We start from the raw sequence: 24,487 nt of genomic DNA on the forward strand, positions 1-24,487 counted from the left end.
TGGACAGCGTGCTCAAGCCTCTCTCTCTCTCTGCGTTGCAAGTTGGATTGCAATCCATCACCAGCGGCTTGGCGAGCTTCGAGACCGTGTGGCGCTCCGGCGCCGACTCCAAAACCGACACCTAATTGACGCGTCTATGTGGGTGTGGTGCCCCCAATTTCTGGCGGCGATGATTGGGCCGGTAGGGTGATAGCGGCGGACTCTGGTGGGCTTCCTGCCCCTTCTCCACCCACTTCACGGTGCGTAGCCCCCTGCAGTCCTCTTCGGAGACCGTGAGCGCCGCGGCCTGATGAATGCTTCGCACTGATGCGTCGTAGATGTTGCGCGATCCCGAGTGGCGAAAGCGTGCGGGACCGTCCGCGAAGCCAAGCGCAACGAGGGTGCGGCAGGCTGCGAAGATCGGGCTCGTGATAGGGCGGGTGACGAGCGGCGTTCCATCGGGCAATGAGGCAGTGAAGCGGCCGTGCTTAGCCGTATGCAAAACGACCGTGGGGGTCGGCATGTAATTACTCTCGGGTTGTTTAAGATTATCGAAGCGGGCGAAGGTCGTGTTCTAAAGGAGGGCGAAACCTGCCTGCTATTTAGCCCTCGTATACAGCGGAGAGCTGGAGCCCATCGCCAGAAGCCGAGCGAATCCCGTCCTCAACCCTTTTGCTTTAGCGTCCAGAAACCCCGAAGGAGCAGCTCGGGTATTTATGGACACTATACACGAGAGGTCGTCAGCATCCTGAGTTAGCCCCTCACGCTCTCATCTCTCGCTCTACTGTGCTTAAGTAGGCGGAAATGTGTGGGAGGAACCTCGGCGTATTTACGCCTACTATACACGCGAGGACAGCAGCCTATGGCTCCAGCACCTGGCTCATCAGCTCACTCGTTCTGCTGTGCTTAAGTGGGGGCAAATAGCCCTGAGGAGCTGCCTTCGTATTTTCCCTCAGTATACACGCGAGGATACCAGCCCCATCGTGAGTTAGAGCCCCGTCTCCCCTCACAACTGCTATACTCACACATACTGCGGTGCTTAAGGGGGACCCAAATGGGGTGAAGGCGGCCGAGGTATTTGGGCCTCGTATCCAGTGGAGAGATGTAGCCCAAGGCTATAAGCCTCCTGCCTCTCTCCACCACTTCTGCTGTGCTTAAGGGGCCATAAATGACCCTCAGGAGGTCGCTGCGTATTTTCGGCCCCTATACACGAGAGGACAGTAGCCCAGTGAGTTCACACTCCGCGCCGATCCTACTCTCTCACGCCGCCTCTATCCCTATAAGGCACCACGCTCAGCGCTACGACCACATGCCGGGGTCATCACCACGGATAGAGGATTGATGGAGGGGGAGAAGGAGCGCCGTCGTCCCTTCACGCTCACCCGAAACGCTTCCACGAAAGGCTGTGGCGCGACCGGGACAGAATGAGGCGTGCGTGCTCGTGTCTGCTACCATCAGTCTTGGGCAAGTCAGTCACTTCGCCCCGCAGTCTCGCATCCCACCGCTCCTGAGTGACCGGCCTCACGCTTCCTCCAAAGCTCCGCCCAAGTTGCATCAGCTCCGCATCCAGCTCTTTGTGTACCGCACAGAACGTGTTCACCAACGCTAAATGTGTACCGCCATAAATATATACCGTGTGTACCGCGTCCTTATGTATACCAAACAATGTGCGTACCATTGCTGATGAATACCAAATCAGGTTTACTTGCGGACTCCACCTTCAAATCCAAAGGGCCTCGCATGCACGTCATTGGCTTCCTCAACAGCAAAGGCGGTGTGGGTAAGTCCACCCTATGCTCCGCCATCGCGGTTCGCGCGGCGCAGGACAGTAAGCGCGTCTGCATCGTGGACCTGGACCCTCAAGAGAGTGTCGCACAATGGTGGGAGAGGCGCGGCGAGCCCGACAACCCCACACTATTCCGAGGAGCCGACAGGGCGTCTGATGCCGTGGAGTCGCTGCAACTCACAGGTTGGGATTGGGTTTTTCTCGACGGGCCGCCCGGCTCTCTCATCGTCACGGATGACGCTATCCGCTCCAGTCAATTCGTGGTGATCCCTATGCGTGCGAGCGCCCTTGATCTCCTCGCCTCGCAGGACGCCGTGCGCCTCTGCGTAGATGCTAGCAAGCCGTACTTTGTCGTGTTCAACGCCTGCAAGGGCGGCACCAAGGACAAGCTACTCAATGATGCACGCGCCACGCTGAAACACGAACGGATACCTGTTGGGGAAACGGCAATAACGCAGCGCAACTCCTTTGTGACCGCGATGACCGGCGGCAAGACAGGTCCTGAGCGAGACGGTGTCGCCTCAGATGAGATTGACGCCCTATGGCGTGAGATCAAGGCGGCAACGCTTAAGGCCGCGAAGGCGCGCGGTACGAAAGGGGGCGCGTGATGTCTGTCGAGGAAGAAGCCGAGTTCGCCAGTCTCTTCGGGGTGACGCGCTACGCGAAGGCGCCCGCGACTGAGGCGCGTATCAAAGCCGAACGCCGCGCCGCGATGACAGACAAGCAACGGTCCCGTGGTAGCAGAAAGGGCGCCGCTCGCTCTGAGCAGATGCACTTCCGCTGCACGCCTGCCTTCAAGGCCTTCTCCGACGCTTTCGCTCGACACCTCTCAGGGAAAGCCGACAAGCGGATATCGACTGCGGACATGATCGAAGAGGCTGTGTACGCACTGGCGAAGCAGAAGGGCTACAGGGGCGCATCCGATGCCGGTTAAGACGCTAGGCGCGCTTCTCCTTGCGCTCGCAGCCTGTGCTTGGACCTTGGCCGTCCTTGGCCAGTGTCCCGCGCGGCTTGGCTTTGTGTTCTCCCTGATCTGCGGCGGCCTCGCGTGGGCGCTTGTCCCGTGGTGGTCTCGGGAAGCTTCGCCCGCCGTTGGGACGCCTGACGCGAAAGCTCCCCCGCCCGTCGCTGCGCCTGAGCCGCCAAGGACTTCGTCCCCGCCCAGAGAAAAAACCCCAAGAGGTAACGCGAAGGGCACGCTCCTAGAGCGAGCGCCTCACGCGATGACGGCACGGGAGCACGCCTTGTGTTTCAGCAAGGAGGTCCTCGCCCCTGCCCGCACTGACACCCCCGTCGCAAAACTCCACTCCGCCTATCACGATTGGTGTACCGCGCGAGGAGAAGGGCCCTTCCCGACACGAGAGATAGGCACGGAGTTGTCGGCGCTCTTCGAGCGAACGGGCGTGGAGATTGTTGAGATCGACGGCACAAGGTTTATCGCGGGAGTTCGCCTCAAGCCGCGCAAGGCCGTTCTCGGACGCATGGCGACACCGCGTGCGGCGGGAGCGTAGAGAGGCAGGCCGCGTCGACACACAGCCCGCCCCTCGTCTTTATTTCTTCTTGGAGCGACCCCGAGGGGTGTTTTCTCTCATCTCCAAGTTCTCGATGCGCAAGTCCAGCGGGTTTCCATTGATCACGGTAACGTGGAATCCGCGCGGGACAACGACGTTGTGTTCCAGCTCATAGATGACCCGGGCGGTATGGGGCGTCGGGCTGTTCTTGCCGCCATCCGGATATGGGGCTTTGATCCGAACGTAATCATCGTCGCTGTTGCGGTCCCTTTTTCGCTGCCAAACGGGCGCATCCCATCCGGCCGCTTCAAGTTTCCGCGCAGAGCTAGGACTAAGGATCACGTACTCGTGCTCGCCATTTTCATCGAGCCGAGTTGTGAACTTAATGGCGATACGTGCACCGTTGAGAAGCTGCCCGAAGTAGAATGGGAGCTTCTTAATCCTCGCAGCGATCGCTCTGACGCCTTTACCTTCGCTCCATTTTTTGAGCTGGAGCTGAATGGCCTTGATCTCTTCGTAGGTCGCGGGATCAAGTGGCGTGTCTAGGGGACGCTTTTTCATTGCCGGGGCGTCCTAGAAAACCGGCTTCTGCGGATAATGCCGTTGTCAGATGACATGACGGCTAGTCGAGATTCCTCAAAGAGAGGCTCCTATGTTATGAGCACACGGCGTGCTCATGGCGAGATTCGTCTTCGCGCGGACGATCGTCAAGTTACAGAGGCGATATGCTTAAGCCACGAAGTTAATCGACGTTGTAACGCGGCAGCTTGTCGACCGCTTCAACCATCGCGTCGAAGAGATCGCCTGAGCCGTAGTCCTCGCCCTCCGTCCGCGGAGCGTGGTTCTGAATTGCATCGAGCACCACAGGATGAATCCCGAGGCTTGGCTTGCGGCCCTTCGCCTTGAACGTGTGCCGCCACCCGTGGTTGGGGTCGACGGTCTTTCGCGTGACTACCTCTCGCGCAAACTCCGCCAGTCGGTTCTGGAGCGCACGCAGCGGTCCGAGAATGCCGCGCGGGTCCCGCGTCCGCGTGAATGGTGCGTCAGGGTGGTAGCCCTTCGGGTTCGGATCGAGGAAGAGATGCCCGGCCTTCGCGTCATTCACAAACTCAACGAAGCCCTGCTCAATGAGATGGTGGTGCAGCGGAATCCACCACTCGTCTTTCGTCTTGACCGTGCCTGCATCCGGCGTCACGCGGATCGCCCAGCGCTCTCCCTTCCTGCGCACGTCCTGCTTCCGAAGCTGAGCCATCTCACCCACGCGCGTCCCCGTGTACGCCATGAGCCAAGGGACCCAGCGCTTCGCTGCGGCCGTCTTACGTCCCTCGTTTGCCGAAGCTCTCTTGTAGCGCGTGGCGTGAGACAAGAGCGCCTTCGCCTCTTCATCCGTAAAAACCTTCTCTGCCCGCCGACCTTTCTTCTCACCCTTTAGCCTCACCCCTTCTGCGGGGTTCGCAGTCAGCAACTCACGCTCGGCGGCCCATCCGAATATCGACTTCAAGGCGGCCAAGTATCTGTCATTGACAGTCGTGACCCCGTTTCCCTTTTCGAGGCGCTCGTCCGCAAACGCCCGGACCTCAGCCTTGGTAATTGTGCTGCACTCAATCTCTGATGTTTTGCAGTGCCGCTTCTCGGCAAGAAACTGCGCGAATGCAGTCACCACCCCGTGGTAGGCGCGGACGGTCGATTGCGCGATGCGCACCTTCTGTTCCGGATTGCTCTGCCACGCCACGAAGAGGGCATCAGGAGTGAGGCTGCTTGCAAGTTGAGACGCCTTCGTGTTCACGGCCCGCGGGGCGGGAAAGCGTGCAGCGTCCGTATCGGGCGAATAGTCCCCCGCAGAGTTCCGCGCTTGCTTGCCGAACGCAAGGCCCAATGCCACCTTGTTCGCGTGCGCTAGTATCTCCTGCGATGGGCGGTCGATTTTGACACCCTGGGGGCCTGTGAGCTTGTCGGCGAGTGGCACAACTTCTAACTGGCCTGCGAGAGCGCTGTCTTCGAGAGAGCGCCACATATTCGGAAGGCCTTCCTGGACATTTGCAGCGAGGTCCACGCCGTGCTCGGCAATCAAACGGCCCCGAACATCTTCTGCCGCCCGCCCGCCGCTCCATGCCCGGTAAACGTGGCCTGCGAGCATCGTGGCTTCCTCGTGCGAAAGCGTGATCGGCGATCCCGTGGAGCGGAGCTTGTCGTAGAGTTTTGCGAGGTACGCCGAGACCGCCGCGTTGCGCATACCAGCCTCAGCTTTGTCCCGGCTTGGCACCGCTAGCGACAGCTCAATGTGCGTTGCCTTCGGGCTGATGTGCTTGGAGACCGTCGCGCCCCCTACGGGAAGCTGAAGCTCAAGGCCGCGGACGGTGTCGCGAACATCAGCGGGAATGCGCTGGCGGAATTGCGCGTTCTCCGTCCCCCGGCGTTTCCTTGGCCGCGTCATTCTCATTGAGCCCATGTGTGGCACCCCTGTGTGACAGTGGGGGCGGCTCAGAAAATACGCTAAATCAATTGCCTAAGCGTTATCAGAGTTATCGCTTGGGTGGTGGTGGAGAGGGCTGGATTCGAACCAGCGTAGGCGAAGCCAACGGATTTACAGTCCGTCCCCTTTAGCCACTCGGGCACCTCTCCCCGAAGCCGCGTGCCGCGGCCCAGAAATGAAAGCGCCCTGCCAAACGGGGCAGGGCCTTTCGTCGGGTTATCTTCACGACGGCCGCTCCTGTCAATCGGAAAAGCGCCAATGTGCTCTTGCGCCCCCATCCACGGCCGGGCAAAGAACAGTATTTCCCCAGGCGGAAAGAAACGACCGCCTATAGAGTTGAGGCCAAGCCCTGCAGAAACCACGTTTTAACAAGCCGTGGCGCGACAAGAAGCGCCCCAGTGGGTTTGCCTCGCGCGGACCAAATGCGCCATTTCGCGGCAAACCCCAACGCGCCGATGACCGTACCGGCGACGAAGACTTGCCCATACGCCTCTTTGGCCTCCACGCCGTCGAGGCGGCCCTGAAGAATCCCAATCGTCGCATCCTCCGCCTACTGCTAACGGAAAACGCCGAGCGCCGGATCCGGGAAGCCATTGGCGAAATTAAACCGCCGGTCGAACACGTCAGCCCGCGCGACCTGGACAAGCTCCTTGGCGCCGACACCGTCCATCAGGGCGCCGCGCTGGAAACGGAGCCCCTGCCCGAACCCGATTGGCATGATTTGGCGGCATCGGCCAACGGACGCCCGCTCATTGTCCTGGACCAGGTCACCGATCCGCACAATGTCGGAGCGATCCTGAGGTCGTCGGCCGTCTTCGGCGCCAGCGGTCTCGTTATGACGCGCCGTCATAGCCCGCCGCTAAATGGCGTGCTCGCGAAGTCGGCTTCCGGTGCGCTGGAACTCATTCCCGTGGCGCTCGTTGCCAACCTCGCCCGGGCGCTCGATGAGCTGAAAGAGGCCGGCTTTACCATCGTCGGGCTCGACGGCCAGGGTGAGCAGACCATTGAAGCTCTTGATTGGTCGAACCCCACCGCGCTCGTCATGGGATCTGAAGGCAAAGGCCTACGCGAGTTGACACGCAAGACCTGCGATTGCGTAGCGCGCATCACGACAGATGACGCGCTCGCCAGCCTCAACGTCTCCAATGCGGCCGCCATCGCGCTTCACACGGCGCTCCTCGCCCGAAAGCCGGCCTGACAAAAGCAAAGCCCGGAACATATGTTCCGGGCGCCGCAAACTGTCCTCGTGACGAAACAGCAGACGTTGCTCACCAGTCTCCGCGACGATGGCCGCCATAATGCCGGCGATGCCATTCGACGTGATAGTACCGACGGTTCGGCGCGCCCCACGCAGCGTAATATGGCGGCAGCTGCAGTCGTGAACGGCGGATGATGGGGCGGCCCCACTCACCTGAGTTGTAGTAGGGATAGTAGCCACGCGGCGAATAGAAGTACGAATAGTACTCCTCCAGCGCATCGTTCCGATAATATGGGCGGTCGCGGAGGTCCGGGCTATTGAAAAGATCGAACGCCGACGCCGGCTGCGCAGCCGCAACCCCGGCCGTCGCGATTACGGCGAGCGCCATGAAAGACCTAAAGCGCATTGGCAGAACTCCTGCGTGGTTCCAGTCAGAGCGGAACGATGCCCTGCAAAGGTTCGAGAATCATTGCCAGACATTATCTTAAGATCCCGTACGGGGCATCTTGCGATCGTCACCCGGCATCAAAATCTTCCGAGCCGTTACATCTCTGCCAAGGTGCATGAGTACGGACGCCCGCAGAAATGGCGGCGGCGTGCTCGCCGATTCAAATCTGACTGCTCAATACACCACCAAGCCATAACAAATACCCGCCTCCCGGGGAACTTAAATACCCTTAACGCGTTTAGCTATGTCTTTGGAAAACAGAATACAAACGGAGATTGTCTTGCGCCTTAAAACCATCGCGCTGGTCGCAGCGTTTACCGCAGGCTTGGCCTCGGCTGCATCAGCGATGACTATCACGAAGCCTGCCGGCTTCGCGCCGCTCCCGAACTTGCAACAGGTCGATTACAAGAAAAATAAGCATCACTACGACCGTAGGAAATACCGAGCCGGCCACCGCTATGACAGGGCGCCCTCCAACTGGCATCGTTACAAAAAACGTCCGGGTGATTGGCAGCGTCGTGGCTGCATCATCGTTGGCCCGATCTGGTGGTGCCCCTGAGGCTCCACGGAGCGCGGACTAAACCGCCAAGAGATGCGATTGGGAGGGGAGATAATCTCCGCTCCCTTTTTTCATGCTTTCAGGCCACGACCCTCAGTCTCGCGTGGGTAGCCTTCTGTTCATTGCTGCGCTAAACCCGCTGTTTGTTCTTGCGCATGACTGCGCCAGTCGCGGCTGCGCGCATTCCGAAATCATTCACGCGGTCAGGTGATCAAAAATCAATTGATCTGCAGAACTGCCAGCGGAGGATGTCGAGCATCGCCTCGCCGGTTCTGAGGACGCACGTACATGATCCGGGCAGCCGGTCGCTCCGCCTTCAGTTTGAGGGCCGCTACAAGGGCATCGTCCCCCTCGACGACGACATGCCCAACCTGCCCGTCGTACTTAAAGCCGACTGTGAACTGCATGTGCTCGCCTCCTCTACTTTTGAAAGCCTAGCACGTAAGCGGAGAAGTCGCATCGTCGACTTGCACCCGGCACCCAACCTCCTGTATCAAGCGCCTTCGCTCGGCCTCGTCCGACCTGACAAATACGTGACAAAATCGAGCGTTGAAGTTTCGCTCCGACCTAAATTATTGATTTTCAAACGGCCGCCGGCTTAGCACAGTGGTAGTGCACCTGATTTGTAATCAGGGGGTCGTAGGTTCAAATCCTACAGCCGGCACCAATAGTTAGCCACATAACCTCAGACATTAGATCATGCCTGGGTAACGCCTGGGGTAACAAACGTCGAATTTCGCGTCTCGGCATCGAAGCTGAGAGACGTTGATTGCATCCGTGTTTTGCGAGGGGTGCCTGCTACTTCTGCTATTCTTGCTACACTAGCCGATAGGCGACTGTGCGCCGGTCCTTCCCAGCGCTACGATCGCGGTGGACCGTCTTCGCGTATCCATTGCGCTCGATCAGTTTCAACAGCCGTTTGTCGGAAACGTCGGGCCATTCGAACTTCGCAACGATCGCATCGCGGAGCCTACGCAGCTCGGCGAAGGCCACGACTTCCGGTAGATACCCGCGACTGACAGCATCTTGCATCAGATCCAAGAATTGCTCCGCCGCTTTCTCGGAATTGATCGGCGCGGCCCGTGAAACATCCGCGATGAACCGAAGCCGCTTGCTATCGCCTGCTGCGAGTTTCACGCCCACGGTGCCTGTCGAAGCCGGGCAGCCATGGGCAGCCATGGAAGCCTCCACGGGCAGCTGTGGGCAGCCATGGGCAGTCGTCCGGGCAACCGTTGTCAACGCGTTATCTCGCTCGTTCTCGCCAACAGTTTCAGCGGAATAGTCGGCAATCGAGCGATAGGGCGGGAAGGCATCATGGGCAGTGGTGGGCAGCCGTAACGGGATGGCATCCCATGACTGCCCGGACGCGTGCCCATGCCTTCCAACGAAGGCCGGGAGCGCCGCCGAAAGCCATGCCGTGATTGAGATCACCCTGCCGCCTGTTCGAAAGATTCCGCCAACTTGATCGCCACAGTCTTCATCGGCTCGTCGCTTATTGTAGCTGCATATTTCGCAGCGTTCGCGCATCGGTGCAACCGGTGGGTGCAAGGGTCTCGGTGGAGATCGACAAGCTCAGCGAGGATTGCCGGGGTGACGTGTTCTAGCTGCCGCGCTGTCGCCGCCCAGCGCTGTAGATCGTCGCCGTCGATGCGGACGTGCTGCAGGTCGTCGAGCGCTCTGCAAAGGTCGTCCATTATTTGCGCCTCTTCTCCGCTGCCCGTTCGATTAGTCGGCGGATCATCTCCGATCGCGTCGGGATGTCTTTCTCGACGCGCCGAAGCTCGTCGATCATCTCCAAATGCCGATCGTCCAGCCGGACCGGAACGGGTTTCTTGATCTCTGACATGCGTGCTTTATAGCACACTTGTATAAATCGTCAACTGTGTGCTTGACGTATTACGCGTAATACGTTAGCTTAGTAATCAGACGCTGTGAAGGCCCCGAAGGGTACGACCCGGTAAAAAGCTGAAAACAAAGCAGCCGGGAAGCAGAACGCGGGACGACCTCCAGGCCGATGCAAATCCTGAAAAATGGAATGTGCGAAGCGTTGGCTTAGCGGTGCGGTCTCGATCATCGAGGCCAATCCCCTGCGCCAAACGCAGGAAACAAAGCGGCCCACGTACCGGCTGGAACCGGGGCGCGGGCCTGATCTGAAACCTTCTCGTGAAAGGAACCAGACTATGAACTTTCTAGCACTCACCACTCTAATCGTCACGATGGCGCCCGTTCTTATTCTGGGCGTCGTTTGTGTTCTCAGTTCGGTCGAGGCCTCTATTCGTGAGGGGATCGGCCGATGAGCAACTTCCTGAAAGACGGTCGCGCCCTTGCCCTCGTCGCAGGCGTGATGTTTGCCCTCGGCGGGCTGACGATCCTACTCGATAAAGACCTGACCTCGCCGCTGCTGTGGCAGTCAGGGCAATGGCTGACAATCCTTACGGTTGCCGGCACAATTTCTGCTGGCCACCTAATGGCCGATGCGGTCCGCGCTCGTCACTGGTTCGCAGCGATCGGCTTTCTCGTGCTGTTCCTCTCCGGTACGGCGCTCGTGGTTTATTCCTCCGTAGGCCGCCAGGCTGAGACGCAGGGCACCACGACGCTCTCTGTCGAAGACACCAACAAGAAAATTGTCGAGAAGAACGCGGACCTGGACGCAGCGAAGCAAAGAAAGGCTTACGCTGATGCCCAGGTTCAAAAGGAAGTCGGCCGCGGAGGCTGCGGTCGCAACTGCAAGGACTGGCAGCGAAACAGCCAGGACGTTGAAATCGTGATCGAGCAGCTCGAACGCGAAATCGCCGCCCTTGGACCTCAGAAGCCTGTCAACGCGAAAGCAGTCGCCATGGCAGAGATCGCCATGCTGCTGCATGTTCCGGGAACGAAAGATCAGATCGTTGCGGCGCTTGTGTTGCTCATGCCGTTCGCGACGACCCTGTTCTTCGAGGTCGGTTCGATTGTCGCATTCGGGTTTGCCTTCCGGACTTCACGGAAGGTCGAAGCGGTCCGTCCGATAATCCCGGAAAGCCCGGTCCCGGTTCCGGCCAACGATCCGGTTTCCGAGAAATCGACTGGTATTCCGGGAAATCCCCCAGCGCCTCCGAAAGGACCAAGGCGCCGGGGCCGGAAGGCGGATCCCAAGGTTCTGAATTTCTCGGAAGCTTTCCGGAAAAAGAACGGCCGGGCACCGAGCGGCGGCGAGATCAAGTCGGCGCTTCCAGGAATGGCAACGAGCACTGCTTATGACTATGCCGGACGTGCTCGCGCTTCGGCGTAATTGACGGAACGATTGAAGCCCCGGCGCCGCAAGGTTCCGGGGCCTTTTTTTTGTTCAAACTCTCTCGCTGCCATCCGTGCTTTGGGCGATCCGCCCAATCCCAAGATTCTTTGGCGTCGTTCCTGACACGCGCTCAAATCCACCGAGCATCGTGGAGATCATCGCTTGCAGGTCCGCGACGTTGGATCGGATGTCATGCCTGACTTCCTGATAGTCTTCGATCGTCAACTCTCGGGCGCCATCGCCGTACCGCTCGTGATCAATCAGAGGTCCAACGCTATCCCGAAGAATAGCGAGCTTGCTTCTCATCATGACGGCAAAGATGAAAAGATCGTTCAGGTTTGTAGGCTCGCTCGTCGATAGCATCTCCTCGATTGCGGGCAGACGGCGATCAACGACGTTGATGAAATTCGCACCGGGCTTTTCGCCACCCTTGTGTATCGCTTCTGTCGCGGCACACAGCAAATCGTATTCCAAAGCCAGCGCCTCCATCCTCGATTTGGCAGGCTCTTTTGGTAGTTCTTTAACAGCCGAAACGCGCTTGTCCGGTTTCACACTGAGTGCAAGAGAGCCAGATTTCGCCTTTGCCATCACGCCGAACCTCCATGAATAACGACACCCGGCAACAGGTTCTTTGCGAGAGCCAGCTTTAGAACGCCTTCCCGCAGGTGCGCATCTCCTTCTGTGCTGCCGAACGAGAGAACTGCAACATTCGGAACGCCGTCGCGTTTCTCGGCGTAACGGAGATCGATCACCGCAAGCATTCCCAACTGCTGCAGGCTCTGAGGCGTGCGGCTCACCATAGAGAATTCCAGTGGTCCGCGCTCTTCGTCGAGCGCATCAAGCAGCCGATCGTGGCTGCTCTCGTCTTCCTCGGCGTAAATCCGCTGCTCTTCCATCGTCAGTTCGTACCAGCGGCGGAATTCGGGCCATTCGAAGTCAGGCATCACGCCACCTCCCGAACGTCGACAACCAAAATGCCATCAATGAGGCGTCGTCCAAGAGCACTGCAAAAACCAGCCAGAATTCCGTGACCGCCGATCCCCGCAGAAAGCCCGCGCTTATTCATCTCGCCGACGACCCAGCCGATAAGCCAGGGCGCGTTCTCGCGTCTCACCAGGGAAATCACCTCTGCGGCGCATTTTAAGCCGGCGTCGCAATCCTTGGAATAATCACCCGTCGGAGCCGGAATGCACTTTTTCCAGTCGTTCAGCTTGCGCATCTGTTTTGCCATGTCGTCTCTCCGTTGGTTGAGGATCAGTCAGGGTTCTTGCGCTTCATCCTCTTGAGTGCCGCCGCGGCGTACTCCATGCAGAAGCTTTCAATGGCATCCTGCATCGTTACGCCATTTTCCGCCGCAGTGACCTTCATGGCCGAGCGAAGTTCCGGGTCGATCCAAATTGTAAGTTGCACTTTATCCTGGCGCGACGGCGGCAGATCCTTGGCCATATCCTGTTTCTCAAATTGCATTGGAGATGACCTTGTTTAGCACGTCAGTCGTGACCAGCAATTACTACATGACATCATGTCTATGTCGAATGTTTGGCGTTTTCCAAAAGTCAGGGCGGTGACTGCGTGCTTGCGCGAATGGATAAGAATGTTCGAACGGCGACGGTCGCAAGCTCTTCGGCGTCAAGATCGGATACGTTTCCGGCGGAGACGACAACCATTGCAAGGTGCTCGCGGGAGGCATCTCGTTCCCTATCGGGTATGGAGGCTTCCACCTGCAGCCACGCAGCCTCTAACGCCACCTGCAGACGGTCTACGTCTTCAGGGTCAAAAGCCCCGGACTGCACAATTCGCCGTGCGCGCATGGCTCAGTTCCGCTTTCGGCGACACTAAAATAGCCTCGCAAGGCGGTGTCAACGTCCTCGTGACGGCGATCGATGGAACGCTTAGAGCCCGAGCACAAGAATTTCGCAGACAACGCGCTCGATCACACGTTCGATGTTTTGGGTGTAACGACCAACACGCGGTTATGGATATTGCGAAGCGCGACGGATATGCATGGACCTGGAAGCCTGAGCCATTGGAGTGTCGCCCAAGGAGCAGGCTCGGCGCATGTGTAATTTATATTCGCAGACCCCAGAACGTCGAGGCCATTCGGCTGTTCTTCACCGTGCCACGAGCCGATCACAAGCCGCCAAGATTTCACGAGTATCGTAGGGCTTTCCGAAAAATTCTGAGTTCGGGACTTTCCTGGATTCAACCGCGACCTTGCCGGACGTGTATATGATGGCAAGGTCCGGATGCGTTGAGCGGAAAATCTCCGCCACCTCCCAGCCACTCAGGGTTCCCGCAAGTTCAATATCCGTGAAAACAACATCGATGCGGTTGGCTCGAAATAGACCCATAGCTTCCTCGCCGGTCGCGGTTTCGTGCACGGTCCAGCCGCCGGCGCGCAAGTCTTCGGCGATCGACATTCTTATCAGCCCCTCATCCTCAATCACGAGGGCGACGGGCGGCGCGCGGCTGGCACCCATGCTGGCTTCCAGTTCTGTTTGTCGCAGGGGCCGATCTGGGCTCTTTTTTTGTGCTTATTGCGTGCATGCAGACAGGCAATACTTGGTCAACATCTTGGTTGTGAGGGTTGTTCCAGTGAAATGTTCAAAACATAACGATGAAGATTGGCGTTCAGTGCGCTCTCGGTCGCTCGTTCTTTAAAATTAAAGGAACAAGATCATTTGAAATCTGTTATAGTTATATTGGCGGCAGTATCCGCATCTGAGCGCGCAGGCCAATGAGTCAGACGCGCGATTGCTCTAGACAAAGAGGCTAGCATGAACATCGGTGAGTTCACCGATCGCGCTCGCGCGATCAGGTTATCGAAAAAGACAAGGCACGATGACAAGTTCGAAAGGCTCCGCCGTGAGCTCAAATCCGAAGAAGCGACCGCAGCTATCACCAAGCCGGCTAACGTCCAGCACAGAACGAAGCTCGGCCGCGCCGTCTTGCGATTGCCGTGATGGCACGAACAGATCCAAAATCGAACGACACAACAGAATCTTCTCGCGATGCCCTGGGACATCGTTCAATCTACTCAACTAAAAGCCTGTCGATCTCCACGGTAGTCGCCGTGATTGCCGGTATCGTGATGGTTATGTTGTACGAATGGCTACCATCCTAGCAAAGACCAGGAGTGCCCATTGATGACGGGCTGCTCAGCACTCTCAATGCATCGTCTAAGGCCCGCACATGGCACTTCAAAGCCGTCATTGTAACGGCGTTACGCTTCTGGGCTTCGCTTTGTTTTGACGGCCTTCCCCATCGAGACCCTTATCGATCTCGCTCTTACAGACGGCTATGGCGTCTTCGCTGGTCCCCATAACCTCGCCCAAAGCCATTGGGCCTTGAGGCTGCCGTCGATAGACGATCCACCGCCAATGCCATTCCGTAGGTCCTATGGGTTTCACTGAGAAATCGACGCCGCGATGCTGCATACTCTGAACTTTCTATCGCCCATCCGATTCCATCGCGGAGATCCGTGAAATGGGGGCTGAGAAGTAAAATCGGCTGAAGGGGTTTGGGAAAACACACAATGCAGTTTAGAACCGAGTGTCAGCCTTTTTGTGCTCCGCCCAAGCGAGCAACGTTCAGGGTCGTAATGTTATCGCTAGGCTCATTCACGATCGAAAAGTCAGTTACTTTGTTCGCGTCAGAGACATAGATCCATTTCAGGTCGAAGAGTTCTCCATCCCTTATATAACCGAGCGTCGCCCCCTTATTCGGGCGCCAAAAGAGAGACGGCGGCAAGACCGTACCGAGCTTTACCCAATTGGGCTCTACGTATTCTGCAATCGGCTTCCAGTGAATCATCTATTTTCCAATCCAACACGATCCAGCGGCCGAACCCACATGACAAATCCAGGAAACGCTCTTGTTGTTCGGTCCGAATTCCCTTAATCGCAGCGACATAGTAGTAATCCGAATGGAAATGCATTCACCGGTACATAGTCTAGCATTCGTGTGCGAGCTATCCAACTTCGGTTATCGAGAAGCCAAAGCTCTCTAACGCCAACCATCCTACGCTGATGTGCCCGATCTAGATATGGATATCTGGGGTTAGCGCCGCGAGAGGGTAGGGCAGCGACATTAATCGCTCCTCGACGAGACAAGATCTGCCGCTCAACCGAAGACGTCCACGCAGCATATCAAAGAATCGTCGGACGTGCCGGCGAAAGTAGAGGGCTTCGAGCCCTCAACGCGGCCAGCTTGCCAGTAAAATCACCGCTGCGCTCGCGGCGCAAAGAAATCTCAAGACCTTATTTTCAAGCGCGCGACGAAGCGTTGGCGGCATCACCATCGCCATCCCCGCTTAGCTCGCGCCAGATCACGGTCCGCGTTTTCGTTCCTCTCGCGCTTGCGTTCTATCCGGCGCCGAGCGTTCGCGTTGTTCTGCGCGCGGATCGCCTCAACTTCGCGGACTTCGATGGGCTGTTGATGGTTCATACGGTGATGCCCCGCGCTTTCATGGCCATCCGCGCGTTGGCAATCGCGCGATCGCGCCAGGTCTTTCGCTCAGCAATCCGACGCTGCGCATTCCGATTGTTGTGTTCTTTTGTGCTGCGGTCGGAAACACTGGCGCTGGTGCTCGGATATGCCGGCAGAGCAACAAGCGAAATTTCGATGAGGCCCGCTTCCTCGATGACGCGCAACGGAAGCTCATTGTCGCCGCCGTCGAACCAAGTTTCCCGCGTGACGAAAAAACCGAACGAACATTGAGAAACGTCCCCGCGCTCCACAGCAGACCATGCCGTTGCGCCGTCGGGCGATTTTTCGTCGGGCTCCAGTGCGAAGTATAAACCGGCACGATCTGGCCTGAGTTCGAGCGTCTTCGATGTCGTTCGCCCTAATACGCGCGCGCTATCGTGAGACCATAAACCGAGTACGTCAGGACGATCGCGGAGCGATTTGTCGAAGGCTCCAGGCGAAATTTTCTCCCGCCACAGCCCTGCAATGGTCGTCTCGTCATTGAAGACGACCGCATAACCGCTGATGAATCTCTCGCTCGCCACGGATGCCCCTCGATGCAATTAGCGACGTGCGCGCCGTTCCGCCTTTTCGAGCTGCAGGCGCCGCGCAATCGTGTGTGCGCTCTCGCTCGTCGTCTCGTGCTGACGCTTCCCGGGCAGTTTCACCGAGCGCGTCGCTGTCCTGCGATGACCGTCCGCCGTCGCGTATTCTGCGCGTTGCTCGTTGCTCGCCTTCAGATCAGACATAGCCGTTTTCCTTCGCTGTACGGATGAACCGCTGCACGTGACCATCTTGGATGTCGCCCATCCATCCCGGACGATCGACGCCCAGGCGCGATTGCCAGGTGACGTCTTCATTTTCGAGATCGACGACGAGGCTTTCGAAATGCCGCCGCGCTGCGTGGGCCGCTTCGAGGGCGGCAGCGAGTGCTTTCACACGGCTCCCGAATTCGGCGCGAACGGCCTCACAAACTTTGACGCTCGCTGCTGATTTGCGGTCGTGCATACGTTTGAAGAGGATGGCGATACCGTCTTCCAAATCGTGCGCACGTTTGCGCAATTCGGCGAGTTTTGCAGGCCGGCCATCAACTTCGATCGTGTCGCCGAGAACGTCCGCAAGGCCCGCTCTGACTGCTCGGACTGGCGGGGTTTTCTTCATGTCCGCTTCGAGTTCGTTCTGAGCGCGGCGGTTTTCGCCAAGCTCTGCATGCACTTTCTGATGGCGCTCCATCAGCGCGCGGAACTCGTCATCACACTCGGCCATTGTTGGAACGCGAAACTGCTCTTCTACCACTTTCACCTTCGCTGCCATCGTGGCCCCCTTAGTTGAAATATTTGTCGCCCGGATCGTCTTCGTGGTCGCTCGGTACAGAAATCTTGCTCGCATCGGCGGGCGTCGCTCCGAGCTGTCCGAGGATCTGCCGCAAAACATTGAGGCGGTTTACGCCGACATCCGTTCCTGAAATCAGGTCGCCGCGGATAACGGCAGCTATTTCGATGATGCAGCGGTGACTGCGATTGAGCCACGGGCACTCTGCCGACGTGACGCGCCAGGCCGACTGTTGAGCCGGCGTCATCCACTTCGGAGGATCGCCCAGCGGATCGGTAGAGCCAATTTCGCGCCGAGACGCGAATTTCGTTTTGCGCCTTTGCGCCTGACCGGTGACGCGCGCCTTTTCGATCGGGGTCCTGCTACGCGGCATCGGCAGCCTCATCGGCAAAAAGAGCTTGCACGGCGTAGAAGAGTGCCTTGCCGTCGATCATCGTCGAACGGCGATGGCCGGCAGCCCAATGGCCCGGAAGGCTTCCAGGCTCGCGCCAGCGCCGAACCTCTCCGCTCGCCTGCCAAATCACAGCGTACTCGGGCCAACTGCTGACCACCTCAATCCGCACCTGTCGAAGACAATCGTCGCCTTCGGCCGCCATTCGCAGCATCGCGTCGAGATCGACCCCAGCAGGGACCATGCGCTTGCGAACACCTTCGGGAAAATCGCTCGCATCAATCCCACCAGGGAGGAGGCGATCGAGCGTCGCAACGCGCTCAGGGCACTCAGCGATCGTGCCACCAGCGGCACAAGCGAGCGCAAGGGTGCCAAAGTCGTGGACATCTAGCCGAGCGGAAACGCCGTGCGAGCCGGCCGGCAGCATCCCAGTCTCCTGAAGTCGCCTCGCAAGCTGGCGCGTGCGCTCCGACCGAAAGCCAAGATGCTTTTCCAGCGCGGCGACGGCGGCCGGAAGATCGATAGTCCGGATTTCTGCATCAGCCACAGCACCCTCCGAGATTTGCACGAATATCGTATCTATCGACTGATTCGGCAATAAACGCAAAGTCAATATGCTATTTTGAGTAATTTAATTACGTTGTAGGGTCATATTCTCAATTGGAAAAGTGCGCGAAGTTGTCCCCCACCGGTCCTTTGCAACCACCGCGGGTACGATGACAACGCCCCCTCTGGCATCTGCAACGGCAGGGGTACGCAGTACGCACTCGCTGCGTACCAAACTTAACAAATCAAAATAATCAAAGAGCAATAAAATGCTTTAGTTACATCGCATTACATCGCTTTCATCATGCCCGTTTGATTTAACAAAATCAGAGGGAGGAAAAAAATCTGTACGTGCGAGGATCGCCGGTTCCGAGAGAAACGGGTTGGCAAGCCCTACATCGCCCCCGTGGTGCATAGACATTCTTCACCCAAGCGCATCGCTCATCAGGCGGACGACACGATGCTTCCCCGTGCATTGAGTTGAGCAGCACGCCCGGCCGTCCATCTCGGCACGGGCGCTCAGGGCACCATCGACTGTCGGGAACAGCTCGACGGTTTCGCCGCCAGCGCAGAACGTGACGCATCCCCAATTACCCTTTCCAACAATCCATCGGGCTTGAGGAAAGCGACGCAGCGCGCGAGCAAGGTCTTCGTTCATATTGATTGTCCTCATCAGAAGGGGATCGCAGCATCAATGTCGGCGTGTTTATGCGTGGACACATTCTCCTGCGGCGGCGCTTGATGATCAGCCTGCTTCGGCTTCGCGGGCTTGTTCCTGCCGATTGCGCTTGCTCCGATCTTCTCAACCTTCGTCGCTGCACAGCTCAACCCGCTGCGTTCCTCGTTGCTGGACGTGCGCCAGCGATCCAAACGCAACCAGCCTTCGACGTAGAGCTTCGCACCTTTCTCGATGGACGATGCCAGTCGCTCTGCCATTTCACCAAAGACCGCGACACGGACGTATTGAGCGGTCTCACCATCACCGACAGCCAGCCTGATCGAGCACCACGGTTTGCCGGCGGCAGACGTCTTCAGCTCCGGGCGTTCGATGACACGGCCGATGAATGCGACCTCGATGCTACCGTTCATGCTGTTTCTTCCTTTTCATCTAGCGCGGAAAGCGCGAAAAGCGCGGAAAGGCACTAACGCATTGACACACAAAGATAACTTATGGCGCATGATCGTGCGCGATAAGCGCGCGGAAAGGCTTCGCCTTCAAGATGCAGGGACTTACCGCGCACCTTTTCGCGCCATTACCGCGCGAGCTAACCCGTTGAAATTGCAGTTTTGGCGCTTTTCGCGCTTTTCGCGCCAGGAGAAGCCACATCAAGCAAGGCTCCACATGCGGCGGGGACGGCCGCCAGTCTTCTCTTCTTTGAAGGTGACCTGGCCCCGGTCCTGAAGATCCTTCAGCGAGTCCGCCAAGCGCGCGGCAGGCACATGACGGCCGAACAAATCTCGAATGTCATTTTGCGCCATGGCGCCCGCACTCAGGGCTTGCTTGATCGCGCTTCCGATCGGGTCTGATTCAGAGCCGCCGAACAAGTACCGGGCGCTGTCGTCGGCGTACCGCCACATGGAAAGTCCCGCCTCGATGTGACGTTCTTCTATCCAATCGGATCCATCGATGAGGGCGAATGTGAGCGCCAATCGTAGCGTCTGTGCTTCGCCCCGCGACGTGCAAGCGCCGAGCACGCCGGAATGCTCGACCGATTGGAGCTCAAGATAGACATTGGCCCAGAGATCAGAGGCAGAATTGGTGAGGCGCATCTCCCTCGGATGCTCGGCCTGATAGCGAACCACCCTCGCGAGTTCAGAGGAAATGCGATCAACATCATCTTGGGCAAGAGACTTGGGGAACGGTACGATTGCGCGACGGCGGACGCATGTCCAAAGAAAGCGATTGGCAAATCCGCCCCAGATGTCACCCACGCCCAATAGTGCCGAAAGCTCCTGGCTCGTAACGTGCGCGACAACGCAGATGTGCGGGTTGGTTGCCGTTATTCGATTTTGCCGCTTGGTCATAGGCGAAAGTGTCGTCCCGTCCCACGCATTGCGCATCATCGTCGAGAGGTTGTTACCGTTCCTCTGTATCGCTCGCAGCGCCGCGCCAAGTTCTGCCTCGATAACAAGAAGACGCTTATCCTCTGTTCCATACTCGTCTTCGTCGTTCATCTTGTCCCGAATGCTATCGACAAGACCCTCTCCGGATGACAGCGGTCCGTAGTGAATTTGAAGTGGCTTTCCGAGCGGGAAGGGCACGGTAGATTCAGCGCGAATTTTATCCTGCGTCGCGAGGATCAACCGGTGGACAGGCCCCCATGATGTGCCCTTTCTTCCCTTTCCCGTGCCACCGACCAACGCTGTCATCAAACGCGCGTGGTGGTACGAATCGTTGATGCAGAAATAACGAGAACGACCCATCATCGCGCCGACCGACGTAAGCATCGTTAGGTGGACCGCAACGGGATCAGCCTCACTGTGTTCGGTCGCAATGTGTGCGATCTCACCAGCGAGCCCATACATCGCGGCTCTTGAAAGCTTTGGCCAAGGCTGCACGGATTCGAGCCGATCTGAGCCTCGCTTCACAGCATCGCCAACCTCGTTGGCGATCTCTTGGCGCTTTCGGGCCTTCATCGCTTCAGCGATTTGCGCGTCGGCCGACTTCAGAATATCGACGCCAGCAATATGCGCGTCGTTCCAATCTTTGATTACTTCGTTCATTACTTGCCCCCACGCGTGGCGCCAACAAATGCTTCGCGCCCTGCTGAATTCCATCGCTCGATGCATTGCGACGCCGCTGCCTGTCCCGGCGCGTCGGCATCAGCGAAAACCGTGAGGCATTCGATGCCGACCAAGACCGGAAACCGCGCGATCGCCCCAGCGCTTGTTGCGGCCCAAACAGGAGCCCAGCCTGCAAGTAAAATTGCCAAGCCATCTTCGACGCCCTCGCAGATCCCGAGACCTGTCGTAATTTCGGCATCGTCCGAAAGGCGGATTACGCCTTGCCGACCGAGCATTTTGCGCTCGGTCTTTTTCGCATCAACATCCAAAAAGGTCCGATGCACGCCGCATGGTTCACCGGTCGCCGGATCAGTCATCAGACAGACCATAGCCGTGGTCGCGCGATGAAACTTGATGATGTGATTGATATCAATTCGGTTGACGCTTAGGCCGCGGTGTTCAGCGAGATACCGCTCAGCTGGCGTTCCATTGATTTGCACGGCCTCATCCCAAAGGCGCAGCGCAAATGCCGTGCGGGTTGCCTGATCCTCATCGGCAGGTTTCCGCTGCGTATCTGGCTTGCGCTGCGGAAAGGGATCGACACCGCCAACAAGCTGTTGAGCAATCTCAACGGCTCCGGCAAAATCGACGTTGCCGTGACGCTGGATCAGATCAAGAAGGTCGCCGCCTTCCCCGGTCTCGTGGTCAAAATATAAACCACGCCTAGGACCATCGGTAACAACCGCCTTCGAACCGTGTTTGCCGAAGCGCAGCTCATGGCGCCTTCGCGATGATGGTTCGCCAAGAAACCATCGCGTCACTTCTTCGATGCGCTCAGAAAGCTTTTCCGAAATAGGGTGTGCCATCTTCGACCTCTTGTGCGGTCAGGATGGCTTCGCAAACACTTGCGAAAACACGCGAGAGCATGTAATTTGCCCTCACCATCGAGATTGATTGATTGATCGAAATTTGAGGTCGCGCAGCGCCAACTGCCGCGGCCTTTTTCTTTGGATAGGTCATCGCGCGGCCTCGGAACTGCGGGCCTGACGCGTTTCCCATTCCTGCAGATCTGAAAGCCGCCAAAAACGGCGACGCTGGATTCGAATGGGCTTGGGGAAGCCTAATTCATCGTCTGCCAACCAACGCCACAGCGTCATATCGGAACGGCCGCCGTAGCGAGCACGGACCGCGGCTGACGATAAATAGCCGTCGTTTTCTTTCATCTGCACATCCTCGCAAGAAAGATCGCGTTAGAACGTGCGAGGAGAAATAGTCTGTGTCCGGGGATGGATGACAGGACACGAAAAAAGATTTTCGAAGTTTTCGTGTCCTACTCGACCGGTGCTACGAGAAGTTCTTTAAGTATTCTCCGTATTTGCCGATCGTCATCGACCTTAAAGCACTGATCGGATTTGACGGTAACAGGATCTAGGTATGCCCGGACGAATTTGACCATCGGGGATCCATCTCTGCCAATTCGGCATTCATGAAGTTTGGTATTCTGGAGCACCGCCCAGGCCCCAGCTATCCGCCGGATGAAATACCGCCGATGCGGAAATTTTTCTTTCTTGCCGTCCATGATCTTGAGTTGGGGCGATCCTTGGTTGTGATGTTCTATCAAGCGATCAAGCGCACGAACGCCAACCTCATACGCAAGTTGAAAGGCGGGAATTTCTCCGCTCTCGAATTTCTTAAATAGGATCGTCATATCGCCAGGGCGAGGCTTGCGCATCTCCCGAAGGTCGATATCCAGTATGGGGTCCGCGGCTTCTACGGGTGATCTCTGAAGTATTTCGGAACGGCATTCCCGGATCATGACTTCCCGAGCTTTGAGAAGGCTTGCGAGTTCTTGCGCATGCTTCTTTGCTAAAGCTTCCCTGTTCTCGGTTGGCTGGACAAGCAGCGAACCAATCAAATAATGCGTCGCCGCGCGCTCCATCTCCTCGGTACACGCCTCGAAAAACTGTGACTTGCCGGCCTTTCTAAACTGCTCCGCAATTTCCTCACGCTCTTCCTTAGAATACTCAAACGGGATGTCGAAGGATGTTTGATTCACGCCGCCGTCTCCTCGCTCACGAGCGATTGGAGATACTGCTGCCACCGCGCGCCGCCCTCCATCACGGCCACGTTCAACCGTGCGCGTTCCGTCTTCGCCGCTTCGATGTCAGAGCTGTTTAGCCGCTCTCTGACCGCCGGCCATCGAGTGTTGTCGGTCAGAAGTTCGACATAGCGTGCCCAGCCTTCTAGTGCGGTGCGTTTCTCGTCTTGATATCTGTGCAAGTTATAGACGGCAGCAACGCCTTTGATGATGCCGCTTCGGTGGTTCAAAACGGCCTCTACGACGTGAGGCGCGACGCCCAGCGCTGCCATGCCTGATGCTACGGTTCGGCGAAGATCGTGGCGCGTCCATCGAGCAATTTGAACTTTGCTCGGTCGATTTGCTTCCGCCTTGGCTGCCCTCAGCATCAGACCGTCAAGTTGACGCTTGGAGCGCGAAAAGCCCGAGATCGTTGTCGTTCCGGTATTCGTAAACACGAGACCATCGTCGCCGATCCGCGGCAGCGATTTCAGGATCGCGATTGCCGGATCAGATAGCGGAACCTCATGCGGATCTTTGTTCTTCGATCGCGTGCTTGGGATGGTCAAAATGCGCCGAGCGAAGTCAATCTCATCAGTTGTGATGCCCGAGATTTCCTGCCGCCGCTGGCCAGTCAGGAGTAAGAGCTTCGCAAGATGCCCGAACGGATATCCTTGGACGGTCGCCGCCTGCCACATAAGGCGAATTTCATCATCGGTCAGCACGCGATCGCGAACGGTCTCTGGGCTCGGGTCGCGAACGCCCTGACACGGCGACGATGCGATGATGTCGCGATCAACGCACCATCCGAACAGCGTCCGAAGCGCATCGAGCGTGCGATTGGCGGATGTCTTCGCACCACGATCAACAATGTCGTCAAGCAGATCGATGATGTCCCGCTTGGTGATCTCGCCTATCCTGCGATCACGCCAGCGAGCTGCGACGCCGTTCTTTTTCACCAGCATCTGTTCGGGATTTTCCGGGTCGGGTTGTAGACCCAATATCCGAGCGCCTTCCTTCCAAGAGCGGTTCTTTGGCTTGGCCCAGCGCGTGACGAACAACGAAAAGACTGCCGGGACGAGGTCGCGGTCTGGCGCTTCGATCTTGGCCGCTGCTTTTGCCTTGCGCTTTTCGCGGGCCGGATCCCTCCCCTCGTCCACAGCTTGGAGTGCATCACGTGCACGATCTCGCGCCTTCAGAAGATCGTAAGCGGGATAAGAACCGATGGTCAGCTTTTTCGGCCGTCCGCCATAGCGATAGCGCACCGCCCACGACTTTGCCCCGGAAGGCTGCACCACGAGGTACAAGCCGGGCATCCGCGCATCAGGGATCTCGCGACGGCTGGAACCGTGGGATTGAATGCGCTCAACGGCGATGGCGGTCAGGGCTTTGGCCATGATCAAGAGGTCTCCGCGGGTAACGCCAGGGTAACGCGGAACCATGTTTTGCCCTGATAGGTAGCGTTAATAACATAGCCTAACGCTCGCTCTAAATTCCAGCGTTTTCAGGGTATTTAGCTGTGTATTGCGGTAGATTTTGTTTGGGCGCGTTATGTGCCGCCCTGTTTTTTGTAATCAGGGGGTCGTAGGTTCAAATCCTACAGCCGGCACCATTTATAATCAATGACTTAGCTGCTTCCCAATTTTCATTCTGACTTTCGCGCCTGATAGAACGGCGGCAAAGCGACTTCGGCAGCTTCGCAGACGGACGCTGCGCCGAGGAGCG

General features: G+C 57.8%; 31 protein-coding genes and 2 tRNA genes. 7 read left to right on the forward strand and 26 right to left on the reverse strand.

Annotation, left to right across the window (positions count from 1 at the left end):
* Nucleotides 1–121: 121 nt before the first annotated feature.
* The gene (locus RLW55_RS16890; protein WP_423414851.1) at nt 122–502 is read right to left on the reverse strand and encodes a hypothetical protein; all 381 of its coding nucleotides are present in this window, start codon (nt 500–502) and stop codon (nt 122–124) included.
* A 1,160-nt stretch (nt 503–1,662) separates the two neighbouring features.
* Here RLW55_RS16890 and RLW55_RS16895 point away from each other — a divergent pair.
* Together RLW55_RS16895 and RLW55_RS16900 are read left to right on the forward strand one after the other, a co-directional pair.
* The gene (locus RLW55_RS16895) at nt 1,663–2,373 is read left to right on the forward strand and encodes an AAA family ATPase (protein WP_423414852.1); all 711 of its coding nucleotides are present in this window, start codon (nt 1,663–1,665) and stop codon (nt 2,371–2,373) included.
* A complete protein-coding gene (locus RLW55_RS16900) occupies nt 2,373–2,699 on the forward strand; it encodes a hypothetical protein (protein ID WP_423414853.1) in 327 nt (108 codons plus the stop codon). The genes RLW55_RS16895 and RLW55_RS16900 overlap by 1 nt, the downstream gene beginning before the upstream one ends.
* Before the next feature lie 616 nt (nt 2,700–3,315).
* Here the strand turns inward: RLW55_RS16900 and RLW55_RS16905 are convergent.
* The 3 genes from RLW55_RS16905 to RLW55_RS16915 all read right to left on the reverse strand — a co-directional run bounded on the left by RLW55_RS16905 (nt 3,316) and on the right by RLW55_RS16915 (nt 5,898).
* The gene (locus tag RLW55_RS16905; RefSeq protein ID WP_423414854.1) at nt 3,316–3,837 is read right to left on the reverse strand and encodes an HNH endonuclease; all 522 of its coding nucleotides are present in this window, start codon (nt 3,835–3,837) and stop codon (nt 3,316–3,318) included.
* A gap of 181 nt (nt 3,838–4,018) precedes the next feature.
* Complete coding sequence (locus tag RLW55_RS16910) at nt 4,019–5,710, reverse strand: tyrosine-type recombinase/integrase (RefSeq protein ID WP_423414855.1); 1,692 nt, start codon at nt 5,708–5,710, stop codon at nt 4,019–4,021.
* A 103-nt stretch (nt 5,711–5,813) separates the two neighbouring features.
* Nucleotides 5,814–5,898, reverse strand: a tRNA-Tyr gene (locus RLW55_RS16915).
* Nucleotides 5,899–6,227: 329 nt separating this feature from the next.
* Between RLW55_RS16915 and rlmB the strand changes: the two genes are divergently transcribed.
* The gene (gene rlmB / locus RLW55_RS16920; protein WP_423414856.1) at nt 6,228–6,947 is read left to right on the forward strand and encodes a 23S rRNA (guanosine(2251)-2'-O)-methyltransferase RlmB; all 720 of its coding nucleotides are present in this window, start codon (nt 6,228–6,230) and stop codon (nt 6,945–6,947) included.
* Nucleotides 6,948–7,017: 70 nt separating this feature from the next.
* On the opposite strand, the gene RLW55_RS16925 is transcribed toward rlmB, so the two are convergent.
* The gene (locus RLW55_RS16925) at nt 7,018–7,353 is read right to left on the reverse strand and encodes a hypothetical protein (protein WP_013947334.1); all 336 of its coding nucleotides are present in this window, start codon (nt 7,351–7,353) and stop codon (nt 7,018–7,020) included.
* Between the two features lie 322 nt (nt 7,354–7,675).
* Here RLW55_RS16925 and RLW55_RS16930 point away from each other — a divergent pair, with 322 nt between their 5' ends.
* The gene (locus RLW55_RS16930) at nt 7,676–7,954 is read left to right on the forward strand and encodes a hypothetical protein (protein ID WP_409563113.1); all 279 of its coding nucleotides are present in this window, start codon (nt 7,676–7,678) and stop codon (nt 7,952–7,954) included.
* Between the two features lie 218 nt (nt 7,955–8,172).
* On the opposite strand, the gene RLW55_RS16935 is transcribed toward RLW55_RS16930, so the two are convergent.
* Entirely contained in the window at nt 8,173–8,361 is a 189-nt protein-coding gene (locus RLW55_RS16935) for a hypothetical protein (protein WP_024275726.1), read from the reverse strand.
* A gap of 185 nt (nt 8,362–8,546) precedes the next feature.
* Here RLW55_RS16935 and RLW55_RS16940 point away from each other — a divergent pair.
* A tRNA-Thr gene (locus RLW55_RS16940) sits at nt 8,547–8,621 on the forward strand.
* A gap of 149 nt (nt 8,622–8,770) precedes the next feature.
* Here RLW55_RS16940 and RLW55_RS16945 read toward each other — a convergent pair.
* The 3 genes from RLW55_RS16945 to RLW55_RS16955 form a co-directional block, all read right to left on the reverse strand.
* Nucleotides 8,771–9,133: a hypothetical protein gene (locus RLW55_RS16945; RefSeq protein ID WP_423414857.1), complete on the reverse strand. Its 363-nt coding sequence runs from the start codon at nt 9,131–9,133 to the stop codon at nt 8,771–8,773.
* A 248-nt stretch (nt 9,134–9,381) separates the two neighbouring features.
* A complete protein-coding gene (locus RLW55_RS16950; protein WP_423414858.1) occupies nt 9,382–9,648 on the reverse strand; it encodes a hypothetical protein in 267 nt (88 codons plus the stop codon).
* Nucleotides 9,648–9,800: a ribbon-helix-helix protein, CopG family gene (locus tag RLW55_RS16955; protein ID WP_423414859.1), complete on the reverse strand. Its 153-nt coding sequence runs from the start codon at nt 9,798–9,800 to the stop codon at nt 9,648–9,650. The genes RLW55_RS16950 and RLW55_RS16955 overlap by 1 nt, the downstream gene beginning before the upstream one ends.
* Before the next feature lie 447 nt (nt 9,801–10,247).
* Here RLW55_RS16955 and RLW55_RS16960 point away from each other — a divergent pair, with 447 nt between their 5' ends.
* A complete protein-coding gene (locus RLW55_RS16960; protein WP_423414860.1) occupies nt 10,248–11,222 on the forward strand; it encodes a hypothetical protein in 975 nt (324 codons plus the stop codon).
* Nucleotides 11,223–11,276: 54 nt separating this feature from the next.
* Here the strand turns inward: RLW55_RS16960 and RLW55_RS16965 are convergent, their stop codons facing one another.
* From RLW55_RS16965 to RLW55_RS16985, 5 genes are all read right to left on the reverse strand, one after another.
* Complete coding sequence (locus RLW55_RS16965; protein ID WP_423414861.1) at nt 11,277–11,813, reverse strand: hypothetical protein; 537 nt, start codon at nt 11,811–11,813, stop codon at nt 11,277–11,279.
* Nucleotides 11,813–12,169: a hypothetical protein gene (locus RLW55_RS16970; RefSeq protein ID WP_423414862.1), complete on the reverse strand. Its 357-nt coding sequence runs from the start codon at nt 12,167–12,169 to the stop codon at nt 11,813–11,815. The genes RLW55_RS16965 and RLW55_RS16970 overlap by 1 nt, the downstream gene beginning before the upstream one ends.
* Entirely contained in the window at nt 12,169–12,456 is a 288-nt protein-coding gene (locus RLW55_RS16975) for a hypothetical protein (protein ID WP_423414863.1), read from the reverse strand. The genes RLW55_RS16970 and RLW55_RS16975 overlap by 1 nt, the downstream gene beginning before the upstream one ends.
* Before the next feature lie 23 nt (nt 12,457–12,479).
* Complete coding sequence (locus RLW55_RS16980) at nt 12,480–12,671, reverse strand: hypothetical protein (protein ID WP_423414864.1); 192 nt, start codon at nt 12,669–12,671, stop codon at nt 12,480–12,482.
* Nucleotides 12,672–13,336: 665 nt separating this feature from the next.
* Nucleotides 13,337–13,705: a response regulator gene (locus RLW55_RS16985; RefSeq protein ID WP_423414865.1), complete on the reverse strand. Its 369-nt coding sequence runs from the start codon at nt 13,703–13,705 to the stop codon at nt 13,337–13,339.
* Between the two features lie 297 nt (nt 13,706–14,002).
* Here RLW55_RS16985 and RLW55_RS16990 point away from each other — a divergent pair, with 297 nt between their 5' ends.
* Nucleotides 14,003–14,188 (forward strand): hypothetical protein, encoded by a 186-nt coding sequence (locus RLW55_RS16990; RefSeq protein ID WP_423414866.1) that lies wholly within the window; start codon nt 14,003–14,005, stop codon nt 14,186–14,188.
* A 592-nt stretch (nt 14,189–14,780) separates the two neighbouring features.
* Here RLW55_RS16990 and RLW55_RS16995 read toward each other — a convergent pair.
* From RLW55_RS16995 to RLW55_RS17050, 12 genes are all read right to left on the reverse strand, one after another.
* Nucleotides 14,781–15,038, reverse strand: a complete 258-nt coding sequence (locus RLW55_RS16995; RefSeq protein ID WP_414462700.1) for a hypothetical protein — start codon at nt 15,036–15,038, stop codon at nt 14,781–14,783.
* A gap of 629 nt (nt 15,039–15,667) precedes the next feature.
* A complete protein-coding gene (locus RLW55_RS17000; RefSeq protein ID WP_423414867.1) occupies nt 15,668–16,237 on the reverse strand; it encodes an HK97 family phage prohead protease in 570 nt (189 codons plus the stop codon).
* 18 nt (nt 16,238–16,255) lie between these two features.
* Nucleotides 16,256–16,441 (reverse strand): hypothetical protein, encoded by a 186-nt coding sequence (locus tag RLW55_RS17005; RefSeq protein WP_423414868.1) that lies wholly within the window; start codon nt 16,439–16,441, stop codon nt 16,256–16,258.
* Nucleotides 16,434–17,006, reverse strand: coding sequence for a hypothetical protein (locus RLW55_RS17010; protein WP_423414869.1), 573 nt, complete (start codon nt 17,004–17,006; stop codon nt 16,434–16,436). The genes RLW55_RS17005 and RLW55_RS17010 overlap by 8 nt, the downstream gene beginning before the upstream one ends.
* A gap of 10 nt (nt 17,007–17,016) precedes the next feature.
* Entirely contained in the window at nt 17,017–17,397 is a 381-nt protein-coding gene (locus RLW55_RS17015; protein WP_423414870.1) for a hypothetical protein, read from the reverse strand.
* Complete coding sequence (locus tag RLW55_RS17020; protein WP_423414871.1) at nt 17,387–17,962, reverse strand: hypothetical protein; 576 nt, start codon at nt 17,960–17,962, stop codon at nt 17,387–17,389. The genes RLW55_RS17015 and RLW55_RS17020 overlap by 11 nt, the downstream gene beginning before the upstream one ends.
* A 423-nt stretch (nt 17,963–18,385) precedes the next feature.
* Nucleotides 18,386–18,619 (reverse strand): hypothetical protein, encoded by a 234-nt coding sequence (locus tag RLW55_RS17025; protein WP_423414872.1) that lies wholly within the window; start codon nt 18,617–18,619, stop codon nt 18,386–18,388.
* A 14-nt stretch (nt 18,620–18,633) separates the two neighbouring features.
* Complete coding sequence (locus tag RLW55_RS17030) at nt 18,634–19,050, reverse strand: single-stranded DNA-binding protein (protein WP_423414873.1); 417 nt, start codon at nt 19,048–19,050, stop codon at nt 18,634–18,636.
* 237 nt (nt 19,051–19,287) lie between these two features.
* Nucleotides 19,288–20,685 carry a DUF3987 domain-containing protein gene (locus tag RLW55_RS17035; RefSeq protein WP_423414874.1) on the reverse strand — a complete coding sequence of 466 codons (1,398 nt, stop codon included), beginning with the start codon at nt 20,683–20,685 and terminating at the stop codon, nt 19,288–19,290.
* Nucleotides 20,685–21,551: a DUF7146 domain-containing protein gene (locus RLW55_RS17040; protein ID WP_423414875.1), complete on the reverse strand. Its 867-nt coding sequence runs from the start codon at nt 21,549–21,551 to the stop codon at nt 20,685–20,687. The genes RLW55_RS17035 and RLW55_RS17040 overlap by 1 nt, the downstream gene beginning before the upstream one ends.
* A 464-nt stretch (nt 21,552–22,015) precedes the next feature.
* Entirely contained in the window at nt 22,016–22,741 is a 726-nt protein-coding gene (locus RLW55_RS17045; RefSeq protein WP_423414876.1) for a hypothetical protein, read from the reverse strand.
* Nucleotides 22,738–24,159, reverse strand: a complete 1,422-nt coding sequence (locus tag RLW55_RS17050; RefSeq protein ID WP_423414877.1) for a tyrosine-type recombinase/integrase — start codon at nt 24,157–24,159, stop codon at nt 22,738–22,740. The genes RLW55_RS17045 and RLW55_RS17050 overlap by 4 nt, the downstream gene beginning before the upstream one ends.
* Between the last annotated feature and the right edge of the window lie 328 nt (nt 24,160–24,487).

Origin of the sequence: Hyphomicrobium sp. B1, from assembly GCF_049532635.1 — a bacterium.
Lineage (GTDB): Bacteria > Pseudomonadota > Alphaproteobacteria > Rhizobiales > Hyphomicrobiaceae > Hyphomicrobium_B.